At 58.4% G+C, this 24674-nt stretch carries 19 protein-coding genes; 14 read left to right on the forward strand and 5 right to left on the reverse strand.

Features of this window, described 5'->3' with window-relative positions:
* The first annotated feature begins 48 nt into the window (after nt 1-48).
* Both QDI87_RS08440 and QDI87_RS08445 read left to right on the forward strand, forming a co-directional pair.
* Nucleotides 49-741, forward strand: a complete 693-nt coding sequence (locus tag QDI87_RS08440; RefSeq protein WP_172674678.1) for an iron-sulfur cluster assembly scaffold protein — start codon at nt 49-51, stop codon at nt 739-741.
* Between the two features lie 53 nt (nt 742-794).
* Nucleotides 795-1799 carry a GGGtGRT protein gene (locus tag QDI87_RS08445; protein ID WP_036375790.1) on the forward strand — a complete coding sequence of 335 codons (1005 nt, stop codon included), beginning with the start codon at nt 795-797 and terminating at the stop codon, nt 1797-1799.
* 112 nt (nt 1800-1911) lie between these two features.
* Here the strand turns inward: QDI87_RS08445 and QDI87_RS08450 are convergent, their stop codons facing one another.
* Complete coding sequence (locus QDI87_RS08450; RefSeq protein ID WP_278742923.1) at nt 1912-6261, reverse strand: EAL domain-containing protein; 4350 nt, start codon at nt 6259-6261, stop codon at nt 1912-1914.
* A gap of 308 nt (nt 6262-6569) precedes the next feature.
* On the opposite strand from QDI87_RS08450, the gene QDI87_RS08455 reads away from it, so the two are divergent.
* The 10 genes from QDI87_RS08455 (at nt 6570) to QDI87_RS08500 (ending at nt 15338) form a co-directional block, all read left to right on the forward strand.
* A complete protein-coding gene (locus QDI87_RS08455; RefSeq protein WP_036375793.1) occupies nt 6570-7013 on the forward strand; it encodes an Hsp20/alpha crystallin family protein in 444 nt (147 codons plus the stop codon).
* Nucleotides 7014-7278: 265 nt separating this feature from the next.
* A complete protein-coding gene (locus QDI87_RS08460) occupies nt 7279-8160 on the forward strand; it encodes a TonB-dependent receptor plug domain-containing protein (protein WP_278742924.1) in 882 nt (293 codons plus the stop codon).
* A gap of 6 nt (nt 8161-8166) precedes the next feature.
* Nucleotides 8167-9510, forward strand: coding sequence for a TonB-dependent receptor (locus QDI87_RS08465; RefSeq protein ID WP_278742926.1), 1344 nt, complete (start codon nt 8167-8169; stop codon nt 9508-9510).
* A gap of 17 nt (nt 9511-9527) precedes the next feature.
* Nucleotides 9528-10523, forward strand: coding sequence for a FecCD family ABC transporter permease (locus tag QDI87_RS08470; RefSeq protein ID WP_055161165.1), 996 nt, complete (start codon nt 9528-9530; stop codon nt 10521-10523).
* Nucleotides 10523-11524 carry a FecCD family ABC transporter permease gene (locus QDI87_RS08475; RefSeq protein WP_036375802.1) on the forward strand — a complete coding sequence of 334 codons (1002 nt, stop codon included), beginning with the start codon at nt 10523-10525 and terminating at the stop codon, nt 11522-11524. Before QDI87_RS08470 ends, QDI87_RS08475 begins: the two co-directional genes overlap by 1 nt.
* A 39-nt stretch (nt 11525-11563) precedes the next feature.
* A complete protein-coding gene (locus QDI87_RS08480; RefSeq protein WP_036375805.1) occupies nt 11564-12391 on the forward strand; it encodes an ABC transporter ATP-binding protein in 828 nt (275 codons plus the stop codon).
* Nucleotides 12384-13472, forward strand: coding sequence for an ABC transporter substrate-binding protein (locus QDI87_RS08485; RefSeq protein ID WP_036375808.1), 1089 nt, complete (start codon nt 12384-12386; stop codon nt 13470-13472). Before QDI87_RS08480 ends, QDI87_RS08485 begins: the two co-directional genes overlap by 8 nt.
* Before the next feature lie 74 nt (nt 13473-13546).
* Nucleotides 13547-14188 carry a MotA/TolQ/ExbB proton channel family protein gene (locus QDI87_RS08490; RefSeq protein ID WP_055161162.1) on the forward strand — a complete coding sequence of 214 codons (642 nt, stop codon included), beginning with the start codon at nt 13547-13549 and terminating at the stop codon, nt 14186-14188.
* The gene (locus tag QDI87_RS08495) at nt 14188-14598 is read left to right on the forward strand and encodes an ExbD/TolR family protein (RefSeq protein ID WP_055161159.1); all 411 of its coding nucleotides are present in this window, start codon (nt 14188-14190) and stop codon (nt 14596-14598) included. The genes QDI87_RS08490 and QDI87_RS08495 overlap by 1 nt, the downstream gene beginning before the upstream one ends.
* 8 nt (nt 14599-14606) lie before the next feature.
* Complete coding sequence (locus QDI87_RS08500; protein WP_051652193.1) at nt 14607-15338, forward strand: energy transducer TonB; 732 nt, start codon at nt 14607-14609, stop codon at nt 15336-15338.
* A 57-nt stretch (nt 15339-15395) separates the two neighbouring features.
* On the opposite strand, the gene QDI87_RS08505 is transcribed toward QDI87_RS08500, so the two are convergent.
* The gene (locus QDI87_RS08505) at nt 15396-16238 is read right to left on the reverse strand and encodes a deoxyribonuclease IV (RefSeq protein ID WP_070099897.1); all 843 of its coding nucleotides are present in this window, start codon (nt 16236-16238) and stop codon (nt 15396-15398) included.
* 107 nt (nt 16239-16345) lie between these two features.
* The gene (locus QDI87_RS08510) at nt 16346-17197 is read right to left on the reverse strand and encodes a helix-turn-helix transcriptional regulator (RefSeq protein WP_072003569.1); all 852 of its coding nucleotides are present in this window, start codon (nt 17195-17197) and stop codon (nt 16346-16348) included.
* Nucleotides 17198-17485: 288 nt separating this feature from the next.
* Between QDI87_RS08510 and QDI87_RS08515 the strand changes: the two genes are divergently transcribed.
* Complete coding sequence (locus QDI87_RS08515) at nt 17486-18835, forward strand: MFS transporter (RefSeq protein WP_055161153.1); 1350 nt, start codon at nt 17486-17488, stop codon at nt 18833-18835.
* A 165-nt stretch (nt 18836-19000) separates the two neighbouring features.
* Nucleotides 19001-21910 carry a metallophosphoesterase gene (locus QDI87_RS08520; protein WP_278742931.1) on the forward strand — a complete coding sequence of 970 codons (2910 nt, stop codon included), beginning with the start codon at nt 19001-19003 and terminating at the stop codon, nt 21908-21910.
* Nucleotides 21911-22080: 170 nt separating this feature from the next.
* Here QDI87_RS08520 and QDI87_RS08525 read toward each other — a convergent pair whose 3' ends face one another.
* Together QDI87_RS08525 and QDI87_RS08530 are read right to left on the reverse strand one after the other, a co-directional pair.
* Nucleotides 22081-23505 carry an aldehyde dehydrogenase family protein gene (locus tag QDI87_RS08525; protein WP_278742933.1) on the reverse strand — a complete coding sequence of 475 codons (1425 nt, stop codon included), beginning with the start codon at nt 23503-23505 and terminating at the stop codon, nt 22081-22083.
* 31 nt (nt 23506-23536) lie between these two features.
* Complete coding sequence (locus QDI87_RS08530; protein WP_055161144.1) at nt 23537-24340, reverse strand: DeoR/GlpR family DNA-binding transcription regulator; 804 nt, start codon at nt 24338-24340, stop codon at nt 23537-23539.
* Nucleotides 24341-24674: the final 334 nt, after the last annotated feature.

A 24674-nucleotide genomic window follows, 5' to 3' on the forward strand; every position in this document is an offset into this window, starting at 1 on the left:
AATGCACCTCAGTATTATATTTTAGAAAAGAGAGGAATACGAACAATGATTGCTTATTCACAGAAAGTGGAAGATATGGCATGCGTAGCACAGGAAGTACATCACGGTGCTGCCCCGATTCCTGAAGAAGGCAAATGGGTAAAATCCAAGAACGTCCAGGACATCAGCGGCCTGACGCACGGTGTTGGCTGGTGCGCTCCGCAGCAGGGTGCCTGCAAGCTGACGCTCAACGTCAAAGACGGCATCATCCAGGAAGCCCTCGTTGAGACGATCGGCTGCTCGGGCATGACGCATTCCGCTGCTATGGCTGCCGAAATCCTTCCGGGCCTGACGGTCCTCGAAGCACTCAACACGGACCTCGTCTGCGATGCCATCAACACGGCTATGCGTGAGCTCTTCCTGCAGATCGCTTACGGCCGCAGCCAGACGGCATTCTCCGACAACGGCCTGCCGGTCGGCGCTGGTCTCGATGACCTCGGCAAGGGCCTGCGCAGCCAGGTCGGTACGCTCTACGGCACGCTCAAGAAGGGCCCGCGTTACCTCGAACTCGCAGAAGGCTACGTCACGAAGCTCGCTCTCGACAACGAAGGCCGCATCATCGGTTACGAAGTCGTACAGGTCGGCAAAGTCCTCGAAGCTGTCCGCGCTGGCAAGGATGCCAATGAGGCAATCAAGGCCAACACGAGCACGAAGGGCCGCTTCGCTGACGGCGTCAAGTTCATCGATCCGCGCGAAGAGTAATCTCCCCGCTTGATGATTTCCGAGTTTCAAGGTAAAAGGAAGGAATGAATAGAATGTCATTATTCGAAGGCTATGAGCGCCGTATTGATCAAATCAACGAAGTCTGCAAACAGTATGGTCTTGCTTCCATCGAGGATGCCAAGAAGGTCTGCGACGAGAAGGGCATCAACCCGTATCAGATCGTAGAGGACCTGCAGCCGATCGCATTCGAGAATGCAAAGTGGGCTTACACGCTCGGCGCTGCAATCGCAATCAAGAAGGGCTGCACGAAGGCTGCTGACGCCGCTAAGGCTATCGGCGAAGGCCTCCAGGCTTTCTGCGTACCGGGTTCTGTTGCTGACCACCGCAAGGTAGGCCTCGGCCACGGCAACCTCGGCGCTATGCTCCTCTCCGAGGATGCTGGCTGCTTCGCATTCCTCGCAGGCCACGAGTCCTTCGCAGCTGCTGAGGGTGCTATCGGCATCGCCAAGACGGCCAACAAGGTCCGCAAGAACCCGCTGCGCGTCATCCTCAACGGCCTCGGCAAGGATGCTGCTCAGATCATCAGCCGCATCAACGGCTTCACGTATGTCGTAACGGATTACGACTTCAAGACGGGCAAGCTCAACATCGTCGAGGAGATCAAGTACGGTTCCGATCCGGAGCGCGCAAAGGTCAAGTGCTACGGCGCTGACTCCGTCCAGGAAGGCGTTGCCATCATGGAGCACGAAGATGTCGATATCTCCATCACGGGTAACTCCACGAACCCGACGCGCTTCCAGCATCCGGTCGCTGGCTGCTACAAGAAGGCCTGCATCGAGAAGGGCAAGAAGTACTTCTCGGTCGCTTCGGGCGGCGGCACGGGCCGTACGCTCCATCCGGATAACATGGCAGCCGGCCCGGCTTCCTATGGTATGACGGATACGATGGGCCGCATGCACGGCGATGCTCAGTTCGCAGGTTCTTCCTCCGTTCCGGCACACGTCGACATGATGGGCCTCATCGGTGCAGGCAACAACCCGATGGTCGGCATGACGGTCGCTGTCGCTGTTGCTGTACAGGAAGCAATGAACAAATAATTCCCGCTGACGGGAAACTTGCATAGAGAGGGCGCTCAAAAGGGTGCTCTCAGGCAGCAAAAGAGCCGCAATCCAAAAGGATTGCGGCTCTTTGCTTTGCCCGCAGGACGCTCTAGAAGTCGTTCTTCTGGCGATGCTGCTCGAGTTTCTGGCGGTACATCAGAGCATCGGCCTGCTTCAGCACATCATCGATGTTGTCGATCGGCGTGACAGCTGTGGTACAGCCGAGTGCAATGCTGATCTTTGACGCCTCGAAGTGCGCCTGCAGCCGTTCCAGCAGAGGTGCGGCATCTTCCTCTCGTTCGATTTCCTGCATCATGAGGAATTCATCGCCGCCCATGCGGAAGATGGATCCCTCATGACCGACGTGGCGGAAGACTTCGGCTGCGGCGCAGATGAGCTGGTCGCCGGCTTCGTGGCCGAGCGTGTCATTCGTCTCCTTGAGCCCGTTGAGGTCGCCGAAGATAAAGGCGATGCACCTTCCGGCGGGCAGGGACGCGAGCGACTCCTTGAAGCCGCGCCGGTTCAGCAGCCCTGTGAGCTGGTCGGATTTGCTCAGGCGGTCGAGGCGCTTCATCATGTCGCGGTTGCGCAGCAGGATTGCGAAGAAGCGCGTCAGCGAGGCCAGCAGATCGGATGCGTAATGGAATTTTTGGTCCGACGGATTGATGGCTTCGATGTAGCCGAGCGGTTCGCCGTCGAGCGCGAGGCGGGCGAGCGCGACGCGCTTCAGACCCGGGATGTGCGGGGAGACATCTGGATTCTCCTGCCAGTAGATATCCATGTCGGGGATGCTGAAGCTGCTCTCCTTGACAAAGCGGGCGAAGACGGGGCGCATGTCGGACCTTGGGACAGGCTGGAAGTCGTCGCCGAGCGGCAGGATTCCCTCGGCATTCCACCGATAGGTGAGATGGAGGAAATCGCCCTGTTCTTCGGCCAGGACGATGCGGTCGGCTTCGAGCTGCCGGCCGATGCGCGCCATCATCTGGCGGATGCCATGTACGGGGTCCGTCTCGTACATGCCGAGGCGGACGGCGTCGTTGATGGAAGCCTCCTGGAACAGCATTTCATTGACGCGGACGTCTCTAGACAGGTAGTAGTCGAGATCCAGGCAGGAGCAGTAGTGGCTGTTCTTGCCGTGCCAGGGGATCAGCGTGTCGTGCAGCAGGAAGTCCACGCCGGCGACCGGATTGTGGAAGACGCGCGAGATGAAACGATTGCGGCTCAGCTGCGGCAGGCAGCAGTCGCTGCACGGCGTAGAAATGCCCGCGAGCAGCTCGTAGCACTTCCTGCCCGCCAGCGTCTCGTTCTGCGCGATGCCGAGCTTCTTGCGCATGTAAGGGTTGCAGTAGAGGAGTTCGTACGTTTCGGGGTCAGAGACGATGACCCCGAGCTGGGCGTGATCGAATGCCTCGCGGTCGAAGATGAAGCGGTCGCTCGTGTAGATGGCCTGGCCGTACTGCTCTTCTTCCGACTCGTGCATGCGCTTGACCAGGAGCTGCAGGAGGCTGTCGAGGCTGCGGCCCTCCGAGCCGCGCACCGTAGCGTAGTGCATGTAGAGCGTGCAGGGGCAGCCGTCGACGCTCTGGATGGCATGGATGGCATCGGCAATCTCGATATACGATTTCTGCAGGGAGGCGATGAGGGTGGCCTTCTGGAACAGCAGGAAACAACAGCTACCGATATGAGAGATCGTGACGGTCTGCGGCAGCATCGTTCGCAGGATCGAACAGATTTGCTGCAGGAGATGCGAGCGGAATTCCTCGCCGTATGTCAGGCCGATGGAATCGAATTCCGGCACATCGATGAGCGTCGCCGCGTAATCGTCGCCGTTGAGGCGGAAGTCATCGGCATAGCGAAGCCCTACCATGACCATGCCGCGGTAGTTGAGAAAGCCCGTCTCTTCGTCGGTGACGGAGGCGCTCACATCGCGCATCTTTTCGTGCTGTTCCACGTCGACATCGTGCAGGATGGTGATGAGGCCCGCAATCCTGTCGTTCCGGTAGAGCGGGAACTTCTCGGCGCGCGCCAGGTGCGGCATCTGGCCGATGACGAGGTGGAGATAGGCGTCCCGGAGCGTCGTTCCCGTGCTCATGACGCGCTCGTCCATCGCGTATAGTTCCTGGCGGTCCACGCAGTAGCTGAGCTCCTGCGGCGTCTTGCCGATGAGCGCATCTTCCGGGATGCCGAGCCAGTCGATAATGGACTGGCTCACGCCGAGAATGCAGTGCGAGCGGTCCTGCCAGATGATTTTCTCATGGCTGTGTTTCAGGAAAGCCTGCCAGAGGGCATGAGAGACGTCCTCCTGTACGACAGCAAACGACGCTGAGGTGATGCCGCAGCTCTCGAGCATCTCGAAGAGCTGCGGCTGGATCTCTTCCGGGGTGGTGATGCGCGGCCTGGCGATACAGAAGAGGATGCCCTTGGCGGGCGATTTGAGGAGCGCGAGCCCCGTGATGAAGAACCAGTCGAAATTGCCGTTGGAGCGCAGCAGCCGGAAGGGCTCTGTGATGGTTGCGCTCTGCGATTCGGCTGCGCGCTGATGGAAGTCCCTGTAATCCGTGAAGCGCAGGAAGCGCTCGCGGTCCTTGGGATGGACGTAGTAATCGGCAAAGTGATGGAGTGTTCCGGCGATGTCCCTGTTTGTGCTCCGCTCCCTCCGGTCATCCGTCAGCGGCTCGATGATTTCCAGTGTCTCGTGCTCCGTGTCGAGGTACCAGATTCCCTCGAACATCAGCAGGATGTTGCGCAGGATATTGTCGAAATGATGAGCGCTCTTGTCCTTGACGGCCTCGTCGAGGCTGATGTTGTAGAGCTCTGCGCGATGGATGTAGTGGTGACCGACGCGCGCGATGGTTCGGAGATTGACGCGCATGTACTGGCCGTTGTCGACGTACGTCATCGTCTCGGTCCTGCCGCTCTTGATTGCCTGGTCGGCAAAGCGGCGGAACTTCCGGTGCATGGGATAATCCGGGGCCTGCAGGAAGTGGTTGCTGTCCGTCATTGTCTTCGTGCCCATGCTCTGCAGTGCCTTGAGGTACGCCTGGTTGACCTGCAGGAACTGCAGGTCAACCGAATCATCGTAGATGATGCTGATGGGGGTCGGCTGGCTGACGTCGATGAGGCCGGCCTGGCTGAGCAGCAGGACCTCCTGCATCGTCTCGAACTCCATGCCTCGCTCCCGGCAGTATGCGTAGCAGTCTCTGCCGGGAAGGGGGCGGCCGTAGTAGAAGCCCTGCAGTTTCTCGCAGCCGATATCCCGCAGGAACTCGGCCTGCTCCTTCGTCTCGACGCCCTCGGCGAGCGTGTGGATGCCGAGTTCCTTGGCCATGCGTATGATCGAGGTCACGATGGTGCGGCTCTCCTTTGTGAAGGGATGGAGGAATGCCATGTCGAGCTTGAGCGTGTGGAAGCGGTAGTCCTTGAGCACGTTGAGCGAGGAATAGCCGCTGCCGAAGTCGTCGAGCCAGACCTTGCAGCCTTCCTGCTGGAGGTGGCGCAGTCCCTGGCGTATGGCATCGTCCTGGAGCACGAGTGCATTTTCCGTGATCTCCAGGCAGAGGAGATGGCGGGCCAGCTGATAGCGGTGCAGGACGTCCTCCAGGAATGCCACGGGATCGAAGAGCTGGAAGTCGATTCTTGAGAGATTGACGGAGATGGGCAGGAGATTTTGCCCCTGTTTGATGTGGTCGTGGAGGTTTTCGGCGACGCGTTCGACGATATAGCGGTCGAGCTTGTCGATGAGCCTTGCCTCCTCCAGTACAGGGATGAAAACAGCGGGCGAGAGCAGGCCGTAGTCGGGCGACTCCCAGCGCGCCAGTGCCTCAAACCCGCAGACCTTGCCGCTGAGTGCGTGGATGATGGGCTGGTAGTACACCTTGATGTGACGGCTCGCGAGCGCACTGTTGAGATTCTCGCGCACGTAGTTCTGGAGGTGATGCAGGCGGCCCATCTCATTCGTGTAGACGGCGTAGTGGCGTGTCGCGTCTTTCTGGATCGATTTGCAGGCGAGCGCCGCTTCGTTGTCGAAGGCCAGGTTCAGCGGCGCATCGGCAGGCGGCTGGCTCAGGTAGCGGATGCCCGCCTTGAGGTCGATGTTCGTGTTGGCGATGAAGCCCTGGACCTCGTGGCAGGCTGCTTCGATGCGATTTGTCACATCTGCTGTATCGGCGAGCACGGCAAAGTGATCGGCGCCGAGATGCGTCAGTAGCCTGCCAGGGAAATTCTTCTGGAGGATTTCAGCGATGCGGTGCAGGCAGCGGTCGCCCTGCTCAATGCCGTAGGTTGCATTGTAGAGATGAAAATTCGTGATATTGAAGAAGACAGGACAGGAGCGCAGTGCATGCAGATGCTCCCATTCCTGCTCGAGCTGCTCCTGGGCAGCCTCAAAGAAGACTTGCATGGGAGGCAGGTCTGTGAGCACTGGATGTTTGCCTGAAGGTGCATCGTGTGTGTATGCCATGAGGATGATCCCTTCTATTTACCATAATGTTACATAAATCATATAGTTTTATTTCATTATAGATGTTTTCCAAGGGAGATGCCAGCGAGGCACCAGAAAATAAATTTTAATTTTTACCATTTGACCTATTGACATTTTGACCAATAGTGGTACAATAATAATTGAAGCGAGGGAGAGAGCCCCGGAGAAGAGATCGAGAGATCTGAAGGGGCGCGCGCCCGAGACTTCATCGAATTGTTCAAAAGTTCCCGGACAGCAACACGCGTCCGCGTGCCACTCCGGCAAGTTGCAGAAAGGGGATTTGCTTTATGTTTGGTTTGGTTCCATTTGCATCGCGTCATGATCTCGCAAAAGAAGAAAATGATTTTGATCGTCTGTTTGATGTCTTCGATGAGCCGTTCCTGACGAACTTCAAGGCTCCGGACTTCAAGGTCGATGTCAAGGATAATGGTACGAGCTATGAGCTCACGGCTGAACTGCCGGGCCTCAAGAAAGAGGATATCTCCCTGACGTATGAGGACCATTACCTGACGATTGCCACGAAGAAATCCGAAGACAATGATGAGAAAGACGAGAAGGGCAATTACGTCCGCCGCGAGCGCCGCTCGAGTTCGATGAGCCGCTCGTTCTACATCGACAACGTCGATGAGGCAAAGGTTACGGCTGATTATAAGGACGGCGTCCTGACGGTTTGCCTGCCGAAGCAGACGGAAAAGACAGAACCCTCTCATACGATCGCCATTACCGACTGATGCAGGTCGCTGGTGATTGGACCTAGTTTTCCCTCATAACTCTCTCTACGATATACAGTGAAGAGCCGCAGCTCCTCTTTGGAGCTGCGGCTCTTTGTGTTCTGTAACCCTTTTTCCGCGCCCGATTGGATACCGGTTGGAAACAGATTAGTTTTTGCAATGTATATTGACAATCACTATCATAGGCTATACAATACGAAAAGGTTTATCAAAGAGAATGAGTATCAAATGATAGCCGGAGGAAGATAGGATCAAGAGGTGTAGCATGAAGGAACGTATTTTGTACAGCAGGATTGCACTGGCTCTGGCCAGCCTGGCCATCGTTTCCCCGTTCGTGGCTCAGTCGGCCATGGCGGCAGCTCAGGATGAAATCTACGATTTCGGCTCGAGCGATATCTATGCAGAGAAGTCGGCAGAGCCGGTGGAGCCTGCAGAAGCGGAACAAGCTCCAGCATCTGTGGAACCGGTAGCGGAATCGACGGAAGAACCGGCGCCCGAGAAGGCGTATCCGGGCGGCCAGGTGGCGACAGAGGTACAGCTCGGCGTGCTCGGCGACCACCCGACGCTCGATGTGCCATTCAACATCACGGGTTACACGGACAAGATGATGGAAGACAATCAGGTCTCGACTGTCGATGATGTCATCGTCCACGATCCGTCGGTCAGCGACCAGACGCTCTCGGGCGTCTCCAGCGCCTGGAATATCCGCGGCTTCAAGGCACAGCAGCAGGATGTCCAGCTCAACGGCCTCTACGGCATCGCGCCGCGCTTTTACGGCGGCGTTGAGGGTGTGGACCGCGTCGACGTGCTCAAGGGACCGAGTGCCATTCTTGCCGGCATCGCGCCGAACGGTTCCCTGGGCGGCACGATCAACTACATCACGAAGCGTGCCGGCAGTGAGCCGTTGAACCGCGTCAAGATCTCGTACGGCAACGGCGGGGTCTTCACGCAGCAGGTCGATTTCGGCAGGCGCACAGATGACGGCAAGGCCGGCCTGCGCGTCAATGTCCTGAACCGCAACGGCGACACTTCGTTTGATGAGCATATGCGCACGGACTCCATCACGGTCGGTGCAGACTACAAGGGCGACCGCTACCGTCTCGGCTTTGATTACGGCTATGTCTACAACAAGGTATCGGACCAGTAGTATCAGGTGACGATCGGCAGCGGCGCACTCAAGACGATGTCGAGTATGTTCAAGGTGCCGCGCGGCACGAAGTTCGGCGCTGACGGCGGTTACCGCTCCATCCACGAGCAGTACGGCATGCTGCACGGCGAGTACGACCTCAGCAAGGACTGGACGGGATACTTCTCCTATGGCCTGCGCAACACGAAGATGGAGTACTTCTACAACAACTTCTCGCTCTCTGGCCTTAGCGGCGCGGCGACGATGAAATACTCGTACAACAATCAGATCAACAAGGCGGATTCGGCCGAGGCCGGCGTGCGCGGCAAATTCTTCACGGGCGACCTCAAGCATGAGCTCACGGTGGCGGCGAACCGCATCCACTACACGCGCTACATGAACAACCGCACGGTGGCATCGGGCCTCAAGACGAATATCTGGAATATCGTCTTCCAGACGCCCGAGAATCCGTACAGCTGGTCCGCACCGAAAAATGATGAGAACACGTTCACGGGCGTGGCTCTGACGGACTCGATCACGACGCCGAATGACAAGTGGCAGTTCGTGCTCGGCGGCCGCGAGCAGCGCGTCAAGGTGGATACCTACAATACGACGACGGGCGCGGTCAAGACGCATTACGATGAGTCGGTCTTCACGCCGGCCTTTGCACTCGTCTACAAGCCGCAGAAGAACGTCTCACTCTACGCTAACTACATGCAGGGCCTCGATGCCGGTGATTCTCTCGTCACAGATACGGATGCAGCGAATTACGGCGAAGCCTTTGCGCCGTTCAAGACGAAGCAGTATGAGGTCGGCGTGAAATACGACTTCGGCAAATGGGCATCGACGCTCTCTGCCTTTGACATCAAATCCCCGACGCTCCTCGAGAATTCGGCTACGAAGATCTATTCGCCGAACGGCGAGGTGCGCCACCGCGGCCTTGAGTGGAATGTCTTCGGTGAGCCGCGCAAGGGCACGCGCCTCATGGGCGGCCTGATGTTCCTCGACGCGACGTACCGTAATACGGAAGGCGGCCTCTACGACGGCAACCGCGTCGCCGCGACGTCGCGCTGGAATGCTGTCATGGGCCTTGAGCAGGACATCGCTTCGGTTCCGGGCCTGACGCTGACGACGAATCTCACCTACAACAGCTCGTCGTACATCAATGAAGCCAACAGCTTCCGCGTTTCGCCGTGGGCGACCTGGGATCTCGGTGCGCGCTATAAATTCAAGTCAGGCGGTGTGCCGCTCACGCTGCGCGGTGATGTCTACAACGTCACGAACCGCAACTACTGGCGCGCGCTCCAGAACAACGGCATCTTCCTCGGCAAGTCGAGAACGTTCATGCTGTCCCTGACGGCAGACTTCTGACGAGGGGAGATATCGTAATGGCATCCACAAGGAATGCATCTCTGCTGGCGGTCCTTCTGCTTGTACTGCTGGCCGTGCTTTCCCTTTTCTTCCTGACGACAGGCATGCGGGAAATCCCGCTGTCTGGCGTCATGCATGCGCTGCAGGCTGGCAGCAGCCAGGATCCTTCTGACCTCGTGGCCTGGACGCTGCGCCTGCCGCGCCTGCTGGCAGCGCTTGTCTGCGGTCTGAGTTTTGCAGTGGCGGGCGCGCTCATGCAGGGCGTGACGAATAATCCGCTGGCCAGCCCGTCCATCCTCGGCATCAACGCCGGTGCGAGCTTTGGCCTGGCGCTCGCGATGATCGTCCTGCCGGCGGCTTCGCTGCAGGTGACGATCATCAGTGCGTTTTTCGGCGCGGCGCTCGCGACCGCCTTTATCCTCGTCCTGGCTTCGCTCAAGCACGGCCTGACGCCCGTCTACATTGCCCTGGCGGGCACGGCGGTCAGCGCGGTATTCATGGCCGTCACGCAGGTCCTCGTCGTCTTCTTTGACGTTGCACAGGAACTCAGCTACTGGACGGCCGGCGGCATTGGCGGGATCCGGATGGCCTCGATTCTGGGCGTCATGCCATGGACCATCCTGGGACTCCTCCTTGCCGTATCGGTCTCCCGCTCGGTAACGCTGCTCTCCTTCGGAGAGGATATGGCCATCGGGCTCGGCGGAAAGCTTTCGCGCATCCGCCTGCGGGCAGGCCTTGCCGTGCTGATCCTCGCAGGGTCGGCCGTGGCGGTGGCGGGGCCGGTCGGCTTTGTCGGACTCGTCGTGCCGCACATCACGCGGCGCATCGTGGGCATTGACTACCGCCTCGTCGTGCCGTTCTCGGCGCTCTTTGGCGCACTGCTCGTCCTGGTTGCCGACATCGTGGCCAGGACGGTCTTTCCGCCATTTGAGATCCCGCTCGGCGCTGTGACGGCGCTCGTCGGCGTGCCGTTCTTCCTCTACCTCGCCAACCGGAAGGAGGTGCGGGGCTGATGGGAAACAGGCGCTATCTCGCCACGCTACTCACACTGGCAGCACTGCTCACGGGGCTCTTCTTCCTGCACTTGGCGACAGGATTCCACTATTTCACGAAAGCGCATCTGATTGGTGTGCTTTTGGGAGGCGGAACACCGGAGGAGGTCCTGACGGTCTTTGACTTCCGCATGGTGCGGTCCATCCTGGCCGTCCTCATCGGCATGGGGCTGGCCGTCTCTGGTGCCGTATTCCAGACCATCTCCAAGAATGAGCTGGCGAGCCCGAGCCTCTTGGGCGTCAATGCCGGTGCTGCGCTGGGCGTCATGCTGCTCATCTACGGGACGCCCCAGGCGACGGGCCTCGGCATCTGGGAGCAGCCGCTTGCCGCTGTCATCGGCGGCGGCCTGGCTGCGGGTCTTGTCTTTTTCCTCTCGCACCAGCGCGGCCGCATGACCTCTACCTATAAACTCGTCCTCAACGGCATTGCCGTCACGGCCGGCCTGCACGCGCTGCAGATCCTGCTGATCGTCGGCCTGGATCCGACGCGCTTCCAGCAGATCAATACCTGGCTGATCGGCAGCATTTTCGGCAACAGCTGGACGCATGTGGACATCCTGTTTCTCGTCGTGCTCCTCATCACGTTCTTTTTCCTGGCGAGCCATGAGACACTCGACCTCCTGGCCCTGCGCGAGGAGAACGCGCTGGGCCTGGGCATCCGGGTGAACCGGACGCGCTTCCTGTTCCTGATGGCTGCTGTCGTGCTGGCCTCATCCTGTGTAGCTGTAGGCGGCAGCATCGGGTTTATCGGGCTCATCTGCCCGCATATCGCAAGGCGGCTCGTCGGCGTGGCGCACAAGCGCTATCTTCCAGTGACGGCTCTTTTGGGCGGCGTGCTGCTCGTGGCGGCGGATTACACAGCCCGTGTGATCATCGCGCCGGATGAGATGCTCGTCGGCCTGATCGTCTCGCTGATCGGCGCGCCGTATTTCCTGTACATCCTCGTGCGCAGCAGGGGCTGACGGCACGGTGGAATCACTTAAAAAGGAAGGATGGAATCCATGGAACTTTCAGCCAGGCATCTGAAGGCCGGCTACGACAAGAATGTGATCATAGAAAACATGAACCTCGATGTGCCGGCGCACAAGGTGACGGCGCTCATCGGGGCGAATGGTTGCGGCAAGTCGACGCTTTTGAAGACGCTCTGCCGCATTCAGCCGCCGCTCGGCGGCGAGGTGCTCCTGGATGGCCGCTCGATCTTCTCGGAAGACAGCCGGGAACTGGCCAAAAAGGTCGCCATACTGCCGCAGAACCCGATGGCCCCTGCGGGGCTCACGGTGCGGGAACTCGTCAACTACGGCCGCGCTCCGCATCGTTCGCGCTTCTTTGCGCGCACGACGCAGGAAGATAAGCGCATGGTCGAATGGGCCCTGCAGGAGACCGATATGACGGCCTTTGCGGACCGGCCGGTGGAGGCCTTGTCGGGCGGCCAGCGCCAGCGCGCCTGGATCGCGATGGCCATCGCGCAGGACACAGAGATCCTGTTCCTCGATGAACCGACGAGTTTCCTCGATGTGGCACATCAGATGGATGTGCTGACGCTCGTGCGCCACCTCAATACGGCTTATGGAAAGACCATTGTCATGGTCATCCATGAGATCAATGAAGCGGCGCGCTTTGCCGATTACCTGCTCGCCATGCGGCACGGCACACTCCTCTATGAGGGGACGCCGGATGAAGTCTTCACGAGGGAGATGCTCGCCGATGTCTTCGGGATCGATGCCGAGCTGCTGCGCGATCCGCGCACCGGCCGGCCGTACTGCATCCCCTACGTGAACCGTGAGCGCCCGGCAGGCAGCGCATCGAAAGAGGAGAAGGCCTATGCGTAACCGGCTTCTGAGCGCGGGCTTTTTCGCACTGCTCATTGCGCTGAGTGCGGTGCTGGCCGGCTGCGGCAGCCAGGCTTCTTCCGGCAGTGCCAAGAGCACGGCGCTCTTTGATCCCGATGTGCCGCGGTCGGATGCGCCGGAGGCGATTGATGCCGAGCTTGCCAATCGATTTATCCAGACGAAGAATGCCTCCGATAAGATGTTTTCGGAAGAAGATGGCCGCACCGTCATCACCCATAAATACGGCAGGACGGTCCTTCCGGAGAATCCGCAGCGCATCGTAGTCGTCGGCCTGGAGGATACGGCGGTGTCTCTCGGTATCCCCATCGCGGCAGCACACCTTGCCCCTTCGTCGTATCTCTATGACACGATGAAGGAGCAGGGCATCGAGAATATCCCCATCAATGTGGAGACGAAGACGGTCAACCTGGAAGCCGTGCAGCAGGCAAGCCCGGACATCATCCTCCTGCGCGACAGCTATGACAGGAATACGTACCGCGCCCTGTCCAAGATCGCTCCCGTCGTGCCGCTCGACCTGCAGAAAGAAGAGGTCACAGAGCTCGCTGCAGCGCGGGCCATCGGGCAGAGCGAAAGGGGGGAGGCGCGCCTGCGCGCCTATTACGATACGGTGAAGCAGGCAAGACTCGCCATCAAGAACCATATCGGCGATGCGACGGTGGCGTATCTGCGCATCATGCAGAAAGAGATCCGCCTCTATCCGTACTCCGCCAATGCGACGAACCGGTTCATGTATGAACTGCTCAACCTCAGGCCGGACCCGATGGTCGTAGCGCTCGACCGCACGAAGAACAATCTCGCCATCTCGATGGAATCCCTGCCGGATCTCCAGGCGGATTATCTCGTCCTTTCGAGCGGCTACGGTGCGAGCAGCGCTGGCAGCACAGAAACGGCGGAAAAGCGGTATGAGGAGCTCCGGGAAGACCCGCTCTGGCAGACGCTGCCAGCTGTCCGTGAGAATCACCTCTTAGAGGTCGATTCTGTCATCTGGAATGCGCACGGACTCATCGCGAAAGAACTGGCAATCGCCAATCTCAAAGACTGGCTCGGCGGACAGCCGTGACAGCGGTCAAGGATAGAAGACAGATCCTGGGGACCTGTCATGAATCGTATAGAAAGGTATAAAAGGAGATCATAATGGAACTTTTGACGACAGGAATCACGTTTTTCCAGAAGGGCGGCATTGTCATGTACGTACTGCTGCTCTGTTCGCTTTTTGTGTTCTCAATCGGCATTGAGCGCGCGATGTACTTCCGGCGCATGGATTCTGGCCGCGCGTTTGCCCGTGACTTTTACCTGGCCCTGGCCAACAACAAGTGGCAGAAGGCCGAGCAGCTCGCCGACCATGCGCGTGGCGCCCTGGCTGACATCCTGTTCGCGGTCATCACGAAAAAGCCGGAAGCCCGCAAGAATCCGTCTGCTTACATGGAAATCCAGTCCGGCATCGCGCTCGCGAAAATGCGCAAGCGCCTCTACTACCTCAGCGTCATCGTCACGATGGCACCGCTGCTCGGCCTGCTCGGCACGATTAGCGGCATGATCACCTCCTTCTCGGTCTTCAATCTGGAATCGGGACAGGCTACGGCCATCACGGGTGGCGTCGGCGAGGCGCTCATTGCGACGGCCATGGGCCTCTGCGTCGCCATCATCTCGCTCACGGTTCATGCTTACTTCTCGCAGCGCATCGAGAACATCGTCACGGATATGGAGCAGTGCTTCTCGATGGTCGAGACGGCTGCCGCTGAGTGCGATGGCATGAACAAAGAGGAGGCAGCCTGATGAGACTTCGGGACAGAAGGAGCTTTACGAAGCCGGAAGTCATGATCATCCCGATGATCGACATCATGTTCTTCCTGCTGGTCTTTTTCATGATCAGCACGCTTTACATGGTCAACCTCAAGACGGTTGACGTCAATATGCCGAAGGCGGCCAGTGCTCAGACGCAGATGAACGTGACGTATCTCGTCACGCTCAAGAAGGACGGTACCCTGTACCTTGAGGACCAGCCCATCGAAGAGAAGGCGCTCATCAAGCAGGCGCAGCAGGAAAACCGCAGCAACAATCACTTTGCGATTGTCGTGCGCGCCGATGAGGGCATCGATTACGGCGAGGTTGTCGACCTCCTCGATCACTTCCGCAAAGCTGGCATCAGCCGGTTCGGACTCGCGGCTGATGCCGGCGGAAAGTGAGGCAGAGGATGCTTCGAGAAGATAAAGAGAATGCAGCCGGCTGGGGGATTTCCTGCGGTGTCCATATCATCATCCTGATGATCGTGGCCGCGACGGGCCTCTTCCAGGCCGTTTCATCCGAAAGCCATCCCGTCGATGTCGAGATTTACGACAATGTGACAGAGGATGAGCAGCCGTCGGATGACAATTCAGAGGCAGAGGCGGCGCCGGCCGAATCGGAGCCGGATGCGCCTCAGCCAGATCCGATCGTCGTCGACCAGAGTGTCGCCGTTCCGGAAATCGAGACTGAGCGGAAGGACGAGAAGGAACAGCCAGAGAAGAAGCAGGCGGATGCAGCGGATCCGTCCGCCAAGCATCCTGCTGCTGATGCGAAGCCGAATGCCAAGGGCTCGCCGAACGGCAAGCCGGGCGGCGATGCAGACAAGCCAAAGGCCGGCCCGGCCCGCGATCCGGCTCACGTCAAGCACGTCAAGGTGCACGCACAGCAGCTCAGCACCGCGCAGCCGGCCTACCCGGTTTCCCTGCAGGCGAAGAAAGCGGTCGGCACCGTCACCGTCAATTACATCATCAATGCCTCAGGCGGCGTCGAGAGCCCGCAGATTGAAGCATCCTCCGGCTATCCGGAGATGGATGCAGCGGCTCTTGCGGCTATCGTGAACTTCACCTACAGTCCTGCGCGCAATGATTATGATGAACCCGTCAACACGCACGGACGCTACACGTTCCGTTTCCATCCCTGATGATCGGATGCCAAAAAACCTGACCGTTTCTGGTCAGGTTTTTTTGATGGGGTAGCGTCACGGTGCTGCTTTTTCGCGCAGCAAAGCGATTTCTCTTGCGTAGCCTGCAGCATCATTTGGCGTCTCGAGGATGAAGGGCAGGTCTTTGAGCGCCGGGTGACGGACGACGCGCACGAGCGCCTCGAGTCCGATATGGCCTTCGCCGATGCGGGCGTGGCGGTCCTTGTGGCTGCCGCGCTCGTTCTGGCTGTCGTTGAGATGGATGGCCTTGAGGCGTGCGAGGCCGATGACGAGGTCGAACTCCGTCAGCACCTCGTCGAGATGCTCGCGTATGTCGTAGCCGCCGTCCCAGACGTGGCAGGTGTCGAGGCAGACGCCGAGCTTGTCATCGAGCTCGACGCGGTCGATGATGGCGCGCAGCTCTTCGAACGTGCGACCGACTTCGGTGCCCTTGCCCGCCATGGTTTCCAAGAGCACGGTCGTCTGCTGGTCCGGCGTGAGCACATCGTTGAGCTGTTGCGCGATGAGCTCAATGCCTTTCTCGGCACTCTGCCCGACGTGACTGCCAGGGTGGAAATTGTAGAAATTGCCGGGCAGGTGCTCGAGGCGCTGCAGGTCATCGGCCATCGCCTCATGTGCAAAGCGCCGCAGATTTTCCTTAGCAGCACAGGCATTCATCGTGTAGGGAGCATGGGCGACAAGCGTGCCGATACCGTGCTCGTCCTTGTAGTGCAGGAACGCCTCGACATCCGCAAGGTCGAGTTCATTGGCTCGGCCGCCGCGCGGATTGCGCGTGAAAAAGGCAAACGTGTCCGCATCGAGCCGCGACGCCTCACGCCCCATGGCGAGGAACCCCTTGGCTGAGGACAGGTGGCAGCCGATGTGCAATTTATGTTCCATAGGCATGTGATACTCCAATCTGTTATCGAGAATTGTTATTTGTTATAGTATAACACATAAAAAAGCCGTCCGCATGCGATTTTGCGGACGGCTCTGTTTTTGCAGTTCTATTGTGCCCAGGTCTTGCGGTACTTGCCGGGCGGCATGCCGACGATGTTGCTGAAGACGGACTGGAAGTAGTTGGAGTTGTTGTAGCCACACTGCATGGCGATATCGGTAATCGTCATGTTCGTCGTGAGCAGCAGCGTCTGCGCTTCTTCGATGCGCTTGCGGATGATGTACTGCATCGGCGAAGAACCCGTCAGGTCCTTGAACGTGTGGGAGAGGTAGTAGAGGTTGATGTGGAGCGCCTCGGCGATGTCGGGGAGCTTGAGGTCCTCGAGGTAATGGGCATCGATGTACTCCTTGATGCGCGTGCCCATGGTGTAGGAAGGGTTCTCCTCACTCGTCGCCTTTGCCTCGGCCAATGCAGTGACCGCGACGACGATGGCCTGCGTCAAGGCGGCGCCAATCTCGCGGCGCTCATCGTCCTCGCCGTTGAGCGCTGCCAGGAGTTTCATCTCGCGCAGCAGATCGCGCAAGAAGGCATGCCTCCCTTCTTTGCTGAGATGCAGCACGAGCGGTGTGTCATGTTTGGTGAGGTGGCCGGGGGCCAGGCCGCAGAGATGCAGCGCACCGATGCGCATCGTGAAGCCCATGAAGGAGCTGCTCGTCTTGAAGTCGTGCAGCGTATCGCTGTTGATCAAGACGAGATCTTCAGTGCGCAGCTGCTGGCTGCCCTCTTTGAGGCGCATGCGGCAATGCCCCTTCTCGACGAAGAGGATCTCTGCGACGTCATGATGTGATTTCAAGGTGCCGAACGGTGTGGTAGCGGCGAGGTTCTCGATGGACTCGAGGTGAGGACGCCTGCTGAGCTCGAATCGCGATTGTTTCGGACTGCCAAATGGTAGGATAGACATATCTTTCGACCTTTCTGCGCCAGAACACGGATAAATGCGAATTTAAAACAAAAATTATAAGTTTTCGCAAAATGCCGAACAAGAAAACGGAGAAATACATGCCAGCATTTCGGTATAATGGATTCCAGAAAAATCAGTTGATGATGATTTGATGGTTGCCTTTTGAGAATATAACCTTCATATCTATTATTATACTGATATATCACAAAAAATCCAGTCTTTTCCGGAGAGCCTGGAGAAAAAGGAATAATCAAAGTTGCTTTTCATGAGAAAGGTAAGGTGTAGAAAATGCTGAAATGGTTCCTGACTGGACCGGATAAGCCTCGCATCCAAGACAAGGCTGTGGTCAAGAAGATGTATCATACAGCGCGCATTCAGGCCGTCACGGCCATGATCCTCGGCTATGGCATGTACTATGTCATGCGCATGACGCTGGGCGTCGCGAAGAAGCCGATGCTCCAGGACGGCTTTACGCCGACGGAACTCGGCATGATGGGCGCAGGCATGCTCGTCGCCATCGCCATCGGCAAATGCGCAAACGGCTTTATCGCCGACCACTGCAATATCAAGAAAATCGTGCCGCTCGGCTTGCTCGGCGCAGCTATCGTCAATGCCATCCTCGGTATGAGCAATACGACCTGGGTCTTCATCGTGCTCTGGGCGGTCAACGGCGTGTTCCAGAGCATGGGCTCGGCACCGTGTATCGTCTCCCTGTCACAATGGTTTGCCAAGAGTCAGCTCGCTACATACTACGGTGTCTTCAGTATCGCACATTACGTCGGTGAAGGTGCTACGTATCTCGGCACCTCGATGATCATCGTTGCTCTCGGCTGGCATGCCGCCTTCTTCGTACCGGGCGTCGCCTGCATCGTGCTCGCATTCATCATGTACCGCTTCATGCGCGATCGGCCAGAGACGTACGGCCTGCCGTCTGCCAATGAGTTTGAGGGCGAGGTCGCTCAGGAAAAGAAAGAGCAGCAGGTTTCCACGAAGGAAGCACAGCTCATGGTCATCAAGAACCCGTACGTATGGCTGCTCGCCGCTGCGGCAATCTGCCTCGGCATTTCCCGTTATTCCATCTCGAGCTGGGGCGTCATCTTCCTGCAGGAAGCGAAGGGCTTTGACCTCGTGACGGCCGGCAGTATCATGTCGCTCTCCCCGATTCTCGGCGGTGTCGGCTCCTTTTTCTCCGGCATCATCTCCGATAAGATCTTCCATTCGCATCACTCCGTCACGACGATTGTCTTCGGCATTGTCATGCTGATCGGCATTACCGGTGTCTGCTACGTGCCGGCTGGTGATCCGACGCTCGCAGCTGCCTGTGTTGCCATCTTCGGCTTCGGTCTCGGCGTCATCCTCTGCTTCGTCGGCGGTCTGCTCGCCGTTGACCTCTGCCCGCGCAAGGCAACTGGTGCCGCGATGGGCGTCATCGGTCTGCTCGCTTACGGCGGCGCAGCCCTGCAGGATATCGTCAACGGCATCCTGATGGATTCGGCAAAGGTCGTTGTCGACGGTGTCACGACGTATCATTTCGAGACGATCACGAACTTCTGGATTGCCTCGGTCGTCATCATGACACTGCTCATCGTGCCGACGCTCTGGGCTAAGAAGCACAAAGAAGCAGACGAAGAAGCATAACAAAAGATTTGCAGGATCATTCTTTCTCTACTATTATACTGATATAGAGAAAGAATGATTTGCATTAAGGAAATCAGAGTACGAATATGACCGCGGTCCCTTGGTGTCCTGTTTTTCGGCTGCAGTTGAAGCAAGGATTACGTCAGGTCTCGGAAGGAAGATACTATGAACAAGAATATCATCAATGGGCCCTATCTTCTGGACCCGCGTGCCACGCAGATCACAGTCGCTTGGGAGACCGTCGAGCCGACGGATTTCAAGGTGACGGCGAGCAGTGCAGACGGTGCGGAGTACTTCGGCGATGTTGTGTATGAGCGCGAGGAACCCTGCCAGGAGTACCCGAAAGGGGCCTGTGTCTACACGGCGGTCATCAAGGGACTGGAACCGGCGACGGAATATGCATACACGGTCATGGGCGGCGGCGAGGTTTCAGCTGCGTCGTTTCAGACGCTGGCAGAGGCACCAAAGCACCTTCATCTGTTGACGCTGTCAGACTCGCATCTCTTTCACAACAGTTCGTTCTTCAAGAAGATTGCCGTACAGGAAGCACCGGAGTTCATCCTGCACGGCGGTGACATTTCTTTCGGTACGGGCTATCAGCACGATCAGTATCAGGACAACTGGTTCCACAAGATTCCCGATGTCCTCGCGCGCATCCCGGCCTACTACATCCACGGCAATCACGATGACGGCCCTTACTACGACGCGTTCTTCACGGCGACGCAGGGGCGCACAGTCCACACGGCCGACGGCGGCAACACATTCTCGTTCGATTACGGGCCTGCACATTTTACGATGATTGACAGCAATCCCTGGGGCCTCTTTGAGATGAATGCCGTCAATTCCGAGATGCCGCTTGACCGGGAGACGCGCAAGCGCATTGATGATACACTCAAGTGGATTGAGGAAGACCTGACGAGCCCGGCGGCTAAGAAGGCGAAGTGGCGCATCCTCATGATGCATCACCCGTACACGGACCCGTTCAACAACCGCTACATCGTGCCGATTGCGGAGCGCTGCCAGGCACAGCTCGTGCTTGGCGGCCATCTCCACTACTACATCAAGTCGGTCTCCGTCGACCCGAAAGTCGGTGCCCGCACGGTATACGTCTGCGAGGGCAGTGCGCAGGATCCGGAGGCCGAGTACACGGCGGCCCGCGAGGATAAGCGCCTGCTCAGCGAATTCCCGGAAATCACCGCTACGGGACGCAGCAATTACGGCATTCTCGACGTGACGGAAGAGGCGCTTGACTACCGGCTCTACGGCTTTGAGAAAGATGGCAGTACGAAACTCGTCGACACGATCCATCTGACGCACGATGAGCCCGACGTCGAGTTCACGGATATCGAGCTGCGCCGCTTGGATAACAACGGCAATGTCGAAGTCCGGGCGCTGGCCGAGAACAAGGGAACGGCCATGGCAGAAGCTGTCATCCACCTGCTCGACAACAAGTGTGAGCATGCCATCAATCTCTTCGGCAGTGAGGAGAATAGCCAGGTCGCCGTGCTCGAACCGGGGGAGAAGCGCAAGCTCGCAGCCGTCTATCAGGCCGTGCAGCCCGGTGAGCACACGCTGCGCGTCGGCGAGACGGAACTGAAGCTCGTCGCCTTTGAGCCGACGCAGCTCTCTTTCGCGCACATGCGCGTGCGCGCCGGACAGGGCGAGGCTGCTGACTGCATGATCGCAGGCATTGAGGCGACGAACAACCTCGACCACGAGATCTTCGTCTCGGTACCGCTCTACATCAATCAGCGCATCGCCGAGACGAAGAGCCTGTTCTTCCGCGGCCATGAGAAGCGCTATATTGAGTTCCACTACAAGTTCCAGCAGGGCGGCGAATATCAGGTCAGCATTGCCGACCAGCTGCCGAAGGAAGTCTCGATTGAAGGCGGCATCCGCATCATCCCGCGCATCCTCGACAAGTCGGGGCACGGCCATACGGCCCTGCTGCACGGCTCGCCGAAGGTCCGTGAAGTCGACGGCCACATGGAAGTCGCGCTCGAGCAGTATGGCGATTACATCGAGATACCGGCGAGCCGCGATCTTCGCGCGCCGCAGGGCTTCACCGGCATGGTCTGGGCAGACATCGACCGCCTGGCAAGGCCGAGCGAGATGGGCCACAACCCGCTGATGGTCCGCGGCAAGTCCGTGGGCTGGGGAGCGACGTACTGCCTGCGCATGGTCGTAGAGCGCGCCGGCGGTCTCAAATGGGGCATCTGCCATGATATCACGGAGTATTCGTGGCAGGGCGGCGAGGCAAAGATCGGCGAATGGGCGCAGTACACGATGACCTTCGACAAGAAGGCAGGCGGCGATTCGTACTGTGACGGCAAGCCGCTGGCGCATGTGGCGGGCATCTCGGATGACAGCGAGATACGCCAGTGGGACGATCAGCCAATCTTTGTCGGCTATTCCTACATCGGCCATGTCATCCCTGAGATCGGCCGGCCGAAGTACTTCACGCATCTGCCCGGCCGCATCAGCCAGGTCCGCTTCTACAAGAAAGGACTGACGGCGGAGGAGAATCGGGAGATTTACGAGCATCCCGAGGCAGAAGGCCCCGAGCGCGATGACCTCGCGGTCTGGCTCGACTTCCACAGCATTCTCAAGGTCGGTACGCACACGACAGAGTGGCGCCATCCGGCCATCTACGATCCGGCTTTCAAGACGCAGAAGAAGTATTGGCGTTTCAAGCAGCTCAAGGCCAAGACGCATCTGCCGTTGCAGGCCAGCCTGCGCGCGCGTGTGGAGGTGTCGGATGACATGGCGACGGTCAAGGCGAGCCGTCCAATCAATCTAAAGGACGGCACGAATTACGTCGACATCTCGAACCTGCCAGAGGCGCAGTATCTGCGCATCGTGACGGAATTCGCGGCAGAAGTCGGTCCCGACGGCACGTTCGTGCCGGAGCTTCTCTCATATCAGGTCGTGGCGGAAAACGGGCGCGACTTCACCGACATGTTCTGGTCAACGCGCCCCGACTGGGAGCGCGGCCGCTTCACTGGAGCCGTCGGCTTCCCGCCGGTCGACCGCCTGCGCGACTATCCCGAATACACCGACGTCATCCATGGTTGAAGACCTTTCCACCTTTTTTACGAGGACAGGAACTCCTGTCCTCTTTTTTGTGCTGAGACGCATCCAGCAGAACGCCGAAGCCGAAACAGGTCCCCGCGCCCCGTAGGACGTGCACAAACAAAAAAATCCGGCTGCATGGAAATCCATGCAGCCGGATCGCTATATGCAGCTTAATCAAAATTCATGATGATGGTCTTTTCTTCCGTGAGCTCGCGGATGGCGTATTCCGGGCCTTCTTTGCCCATGCCGCTGTCTTTTACGCCGCCGTAGGGCATGTTATCCATGCGGAAGCTGGACCCGTCGTTGATGACGACGCCACCGGCTTCGATATGCTCGGCTGCGTAGTGGGCGATGGCGAGCGAGCTCGTGAAGACGCCAGCCTGCAGGCCGTAGCGGGAGTTGTTGACGCCGGCGATGGCTTCTTCAATCGTGTCATAGGGGATGATCGAGAAGATCGGTGCGAATGCTTCATTCTTGACGACATCCATGTCGGGCGTTACATCGGTAAGGATGGTCGGCTCGTAGAAAGCACCGCGGCGGTGGCCGCCGGTCAGTACCTTGGCGCCGGCTGCTGCGGCATCCTTGACCCAGCCCTCGATGCGGACGGCTTCTTTCTCCGCAATCATCGGGCCGAGGCAGGTCGATTCGTCGCTGAGCTTGCCACCCTTGAAGTTCTTGGCAAAGGCGACGGCGTAGTCACAGAACTCTTGGTAGATGCTGCGCGAGACGTAGACGCGCTGGCAGGAGATGCAGACCTGGCCGGCGTTGAGGAAGGCGTACTTGGCACAGAGCTCGGCGACCTTCTTGACGTCCTTGACGTCCTCGTGCACGACGTTGGCGGAGTTCGAGCCGAGCTCGAGTGCCACGCGGCGGAATCCGGCGGCTTCCTGCAGGGATTTGCCGACGGGGACGCTGCCGGTGAAGGAGAACATGCGGATGCGTGCATCCTTTGTCAGGTATTTGCCGACGAGCGCACCGGGGCCGGTCAGCAGGTTGAGGCAGCCTGCCGGCAGCCCCGCTTCACGGAAGACGTCACAGAGGAGCGCGGCGGTCAGAGGCGTGGCCGATGCAGGCTTGTAGATGACGGTGTTGCCGGCCGCGAGCGCCGGTCCGATCTTGTGGGCAGCGAGATTTACCGGGAAGTTAAACGGCGTGATGGCGCAGACGACGCCGAGCGGTTGGCGGATGGTGAAGGCGAGCTTGTTCTGGCAGCCCGGGGCACCGGCAAGCGGGATCGTCTCTCCCTTGAGGCGCTTGGCTTCTTCTGCCGAGAGGATCAGCGTCTGGTAGGCGCGCCCAATCTCGCCACGGGCATCGCGCAGGGGCTTGCCCGCTTCAGCCGACAGTGCTGCGGCGAATTCCTCGGTGCGCTCGCGCATGAGGTTGGCGGCCTTGAGGATGATCTCGTAGCGCTCGTAGGCAGAGAGCTTGACCTCGCGGAAGGCCTTCTCGGCTGCGTCGACGGCCGCACGGCATTCTGCCTCGCCAGCGACGGCAATCTCGGCAATGGTTTCGTTCGTCTCTTTATTGTAGACAGGGACGGTCTTCTCGGTCATGACTTCCTGACCGCCGATGTACAAGGGCTGTTCTTTCATGGGAATACCTCCTAAACGCTTTTGCTGTGGATCAACGCATCGTTGCGATCTTCTCGAATTCCTCTTCGCGTATCGTGTCCGGCGTGATGAGTTGGATGTGGTTGGCCGTGCAGTACGAGATGTACTTTTCAGGCGGCATCTTGTTGGTCACGATGTACTGCATCTCCTTGAGCGTACAGTAGCTCATCAGGGAGGAGATGTCGAATTTTGAATCATCGACGAGCAGGAAGTGCTCGCAGTCCTTCTCGACGAGGCAGCGCTTGATCTCGCATTCGAGCGGCGAGGCGTTCGTCGCGCCGTGCTCGAGCGAGATGCCCGTGCTCGCGAGGAAGACCTTCGATATATTATAGCGGCGCAGGACCTGGATGACCTGCGGTCCGACGAACGCCTTGGACGGGGTGAAGAGCGAACCGCCCGTCGCGAGGACATTGAGGTTGCTGTAGTTGGATGCAGCATTGATGACGTGGACACTCGCCGTGACGATGGTCAGGCGGTGCTTCTCCGTCAGGTACGGGATCATGTGCATCGTGGTCGTGCCGGAGTCGATGTAGATGACATCGCCGTCGTGGACGAAGTCTGCTGCCATGCGGGCAATCTGCTTTTTGGCATCGGCATTGCGGCTCTCGCGCGAGGCGAAAGGTTCCGGGCTGCCGGACGGCTCGGCGAGGACAATGCCGCCGTAGACCTTCTTGATGAGGCCCTGCTGTTCGAGCTCTGCGATATCGCGGCGTATGGTGTTCTTAGAGACCTGGAACGTATCACAGAGATCGTTGATAGATATGTTGTGCACACTCTTCAACAATTCATGGATGCGGTTGATTCGATCGATTTTCATGAGAGATCACCTGCTTCTGCGCCTGAGGCACATGGGGTGTCGAATCATTACACAACATACGCCAACAGACATTCAAGAAATAACCAATTTATGAGTAGGTTCGTTTACTTTCATTATAAGCGAATTGTCGGTAAGAAACAAGAGAAAACAGAAAAAAGTACCATTTTTCATGGACTGGACGGTGCGGGAACGGCAAGTCTTAAGCAACACTTATCATATAGAGCAATCATGATTACTCATGATTATCAGAAAAAATAAAATTCCGCAAAATCTTGCCAAAAAGCTCAAAACAGTATTGACAACGTGATGTAAAAGTATTAAATTATAGCCATAA

It is taken from the genome of Mitsuokella jalaludinii, from assembly GCF_928722185.1.
Lineage (GTDB): Bacteria > Bacillota > Negativicutes > Selenomonadales > Selenomonadaceae > Mitsuokella > Mitsuokella jalaludinii.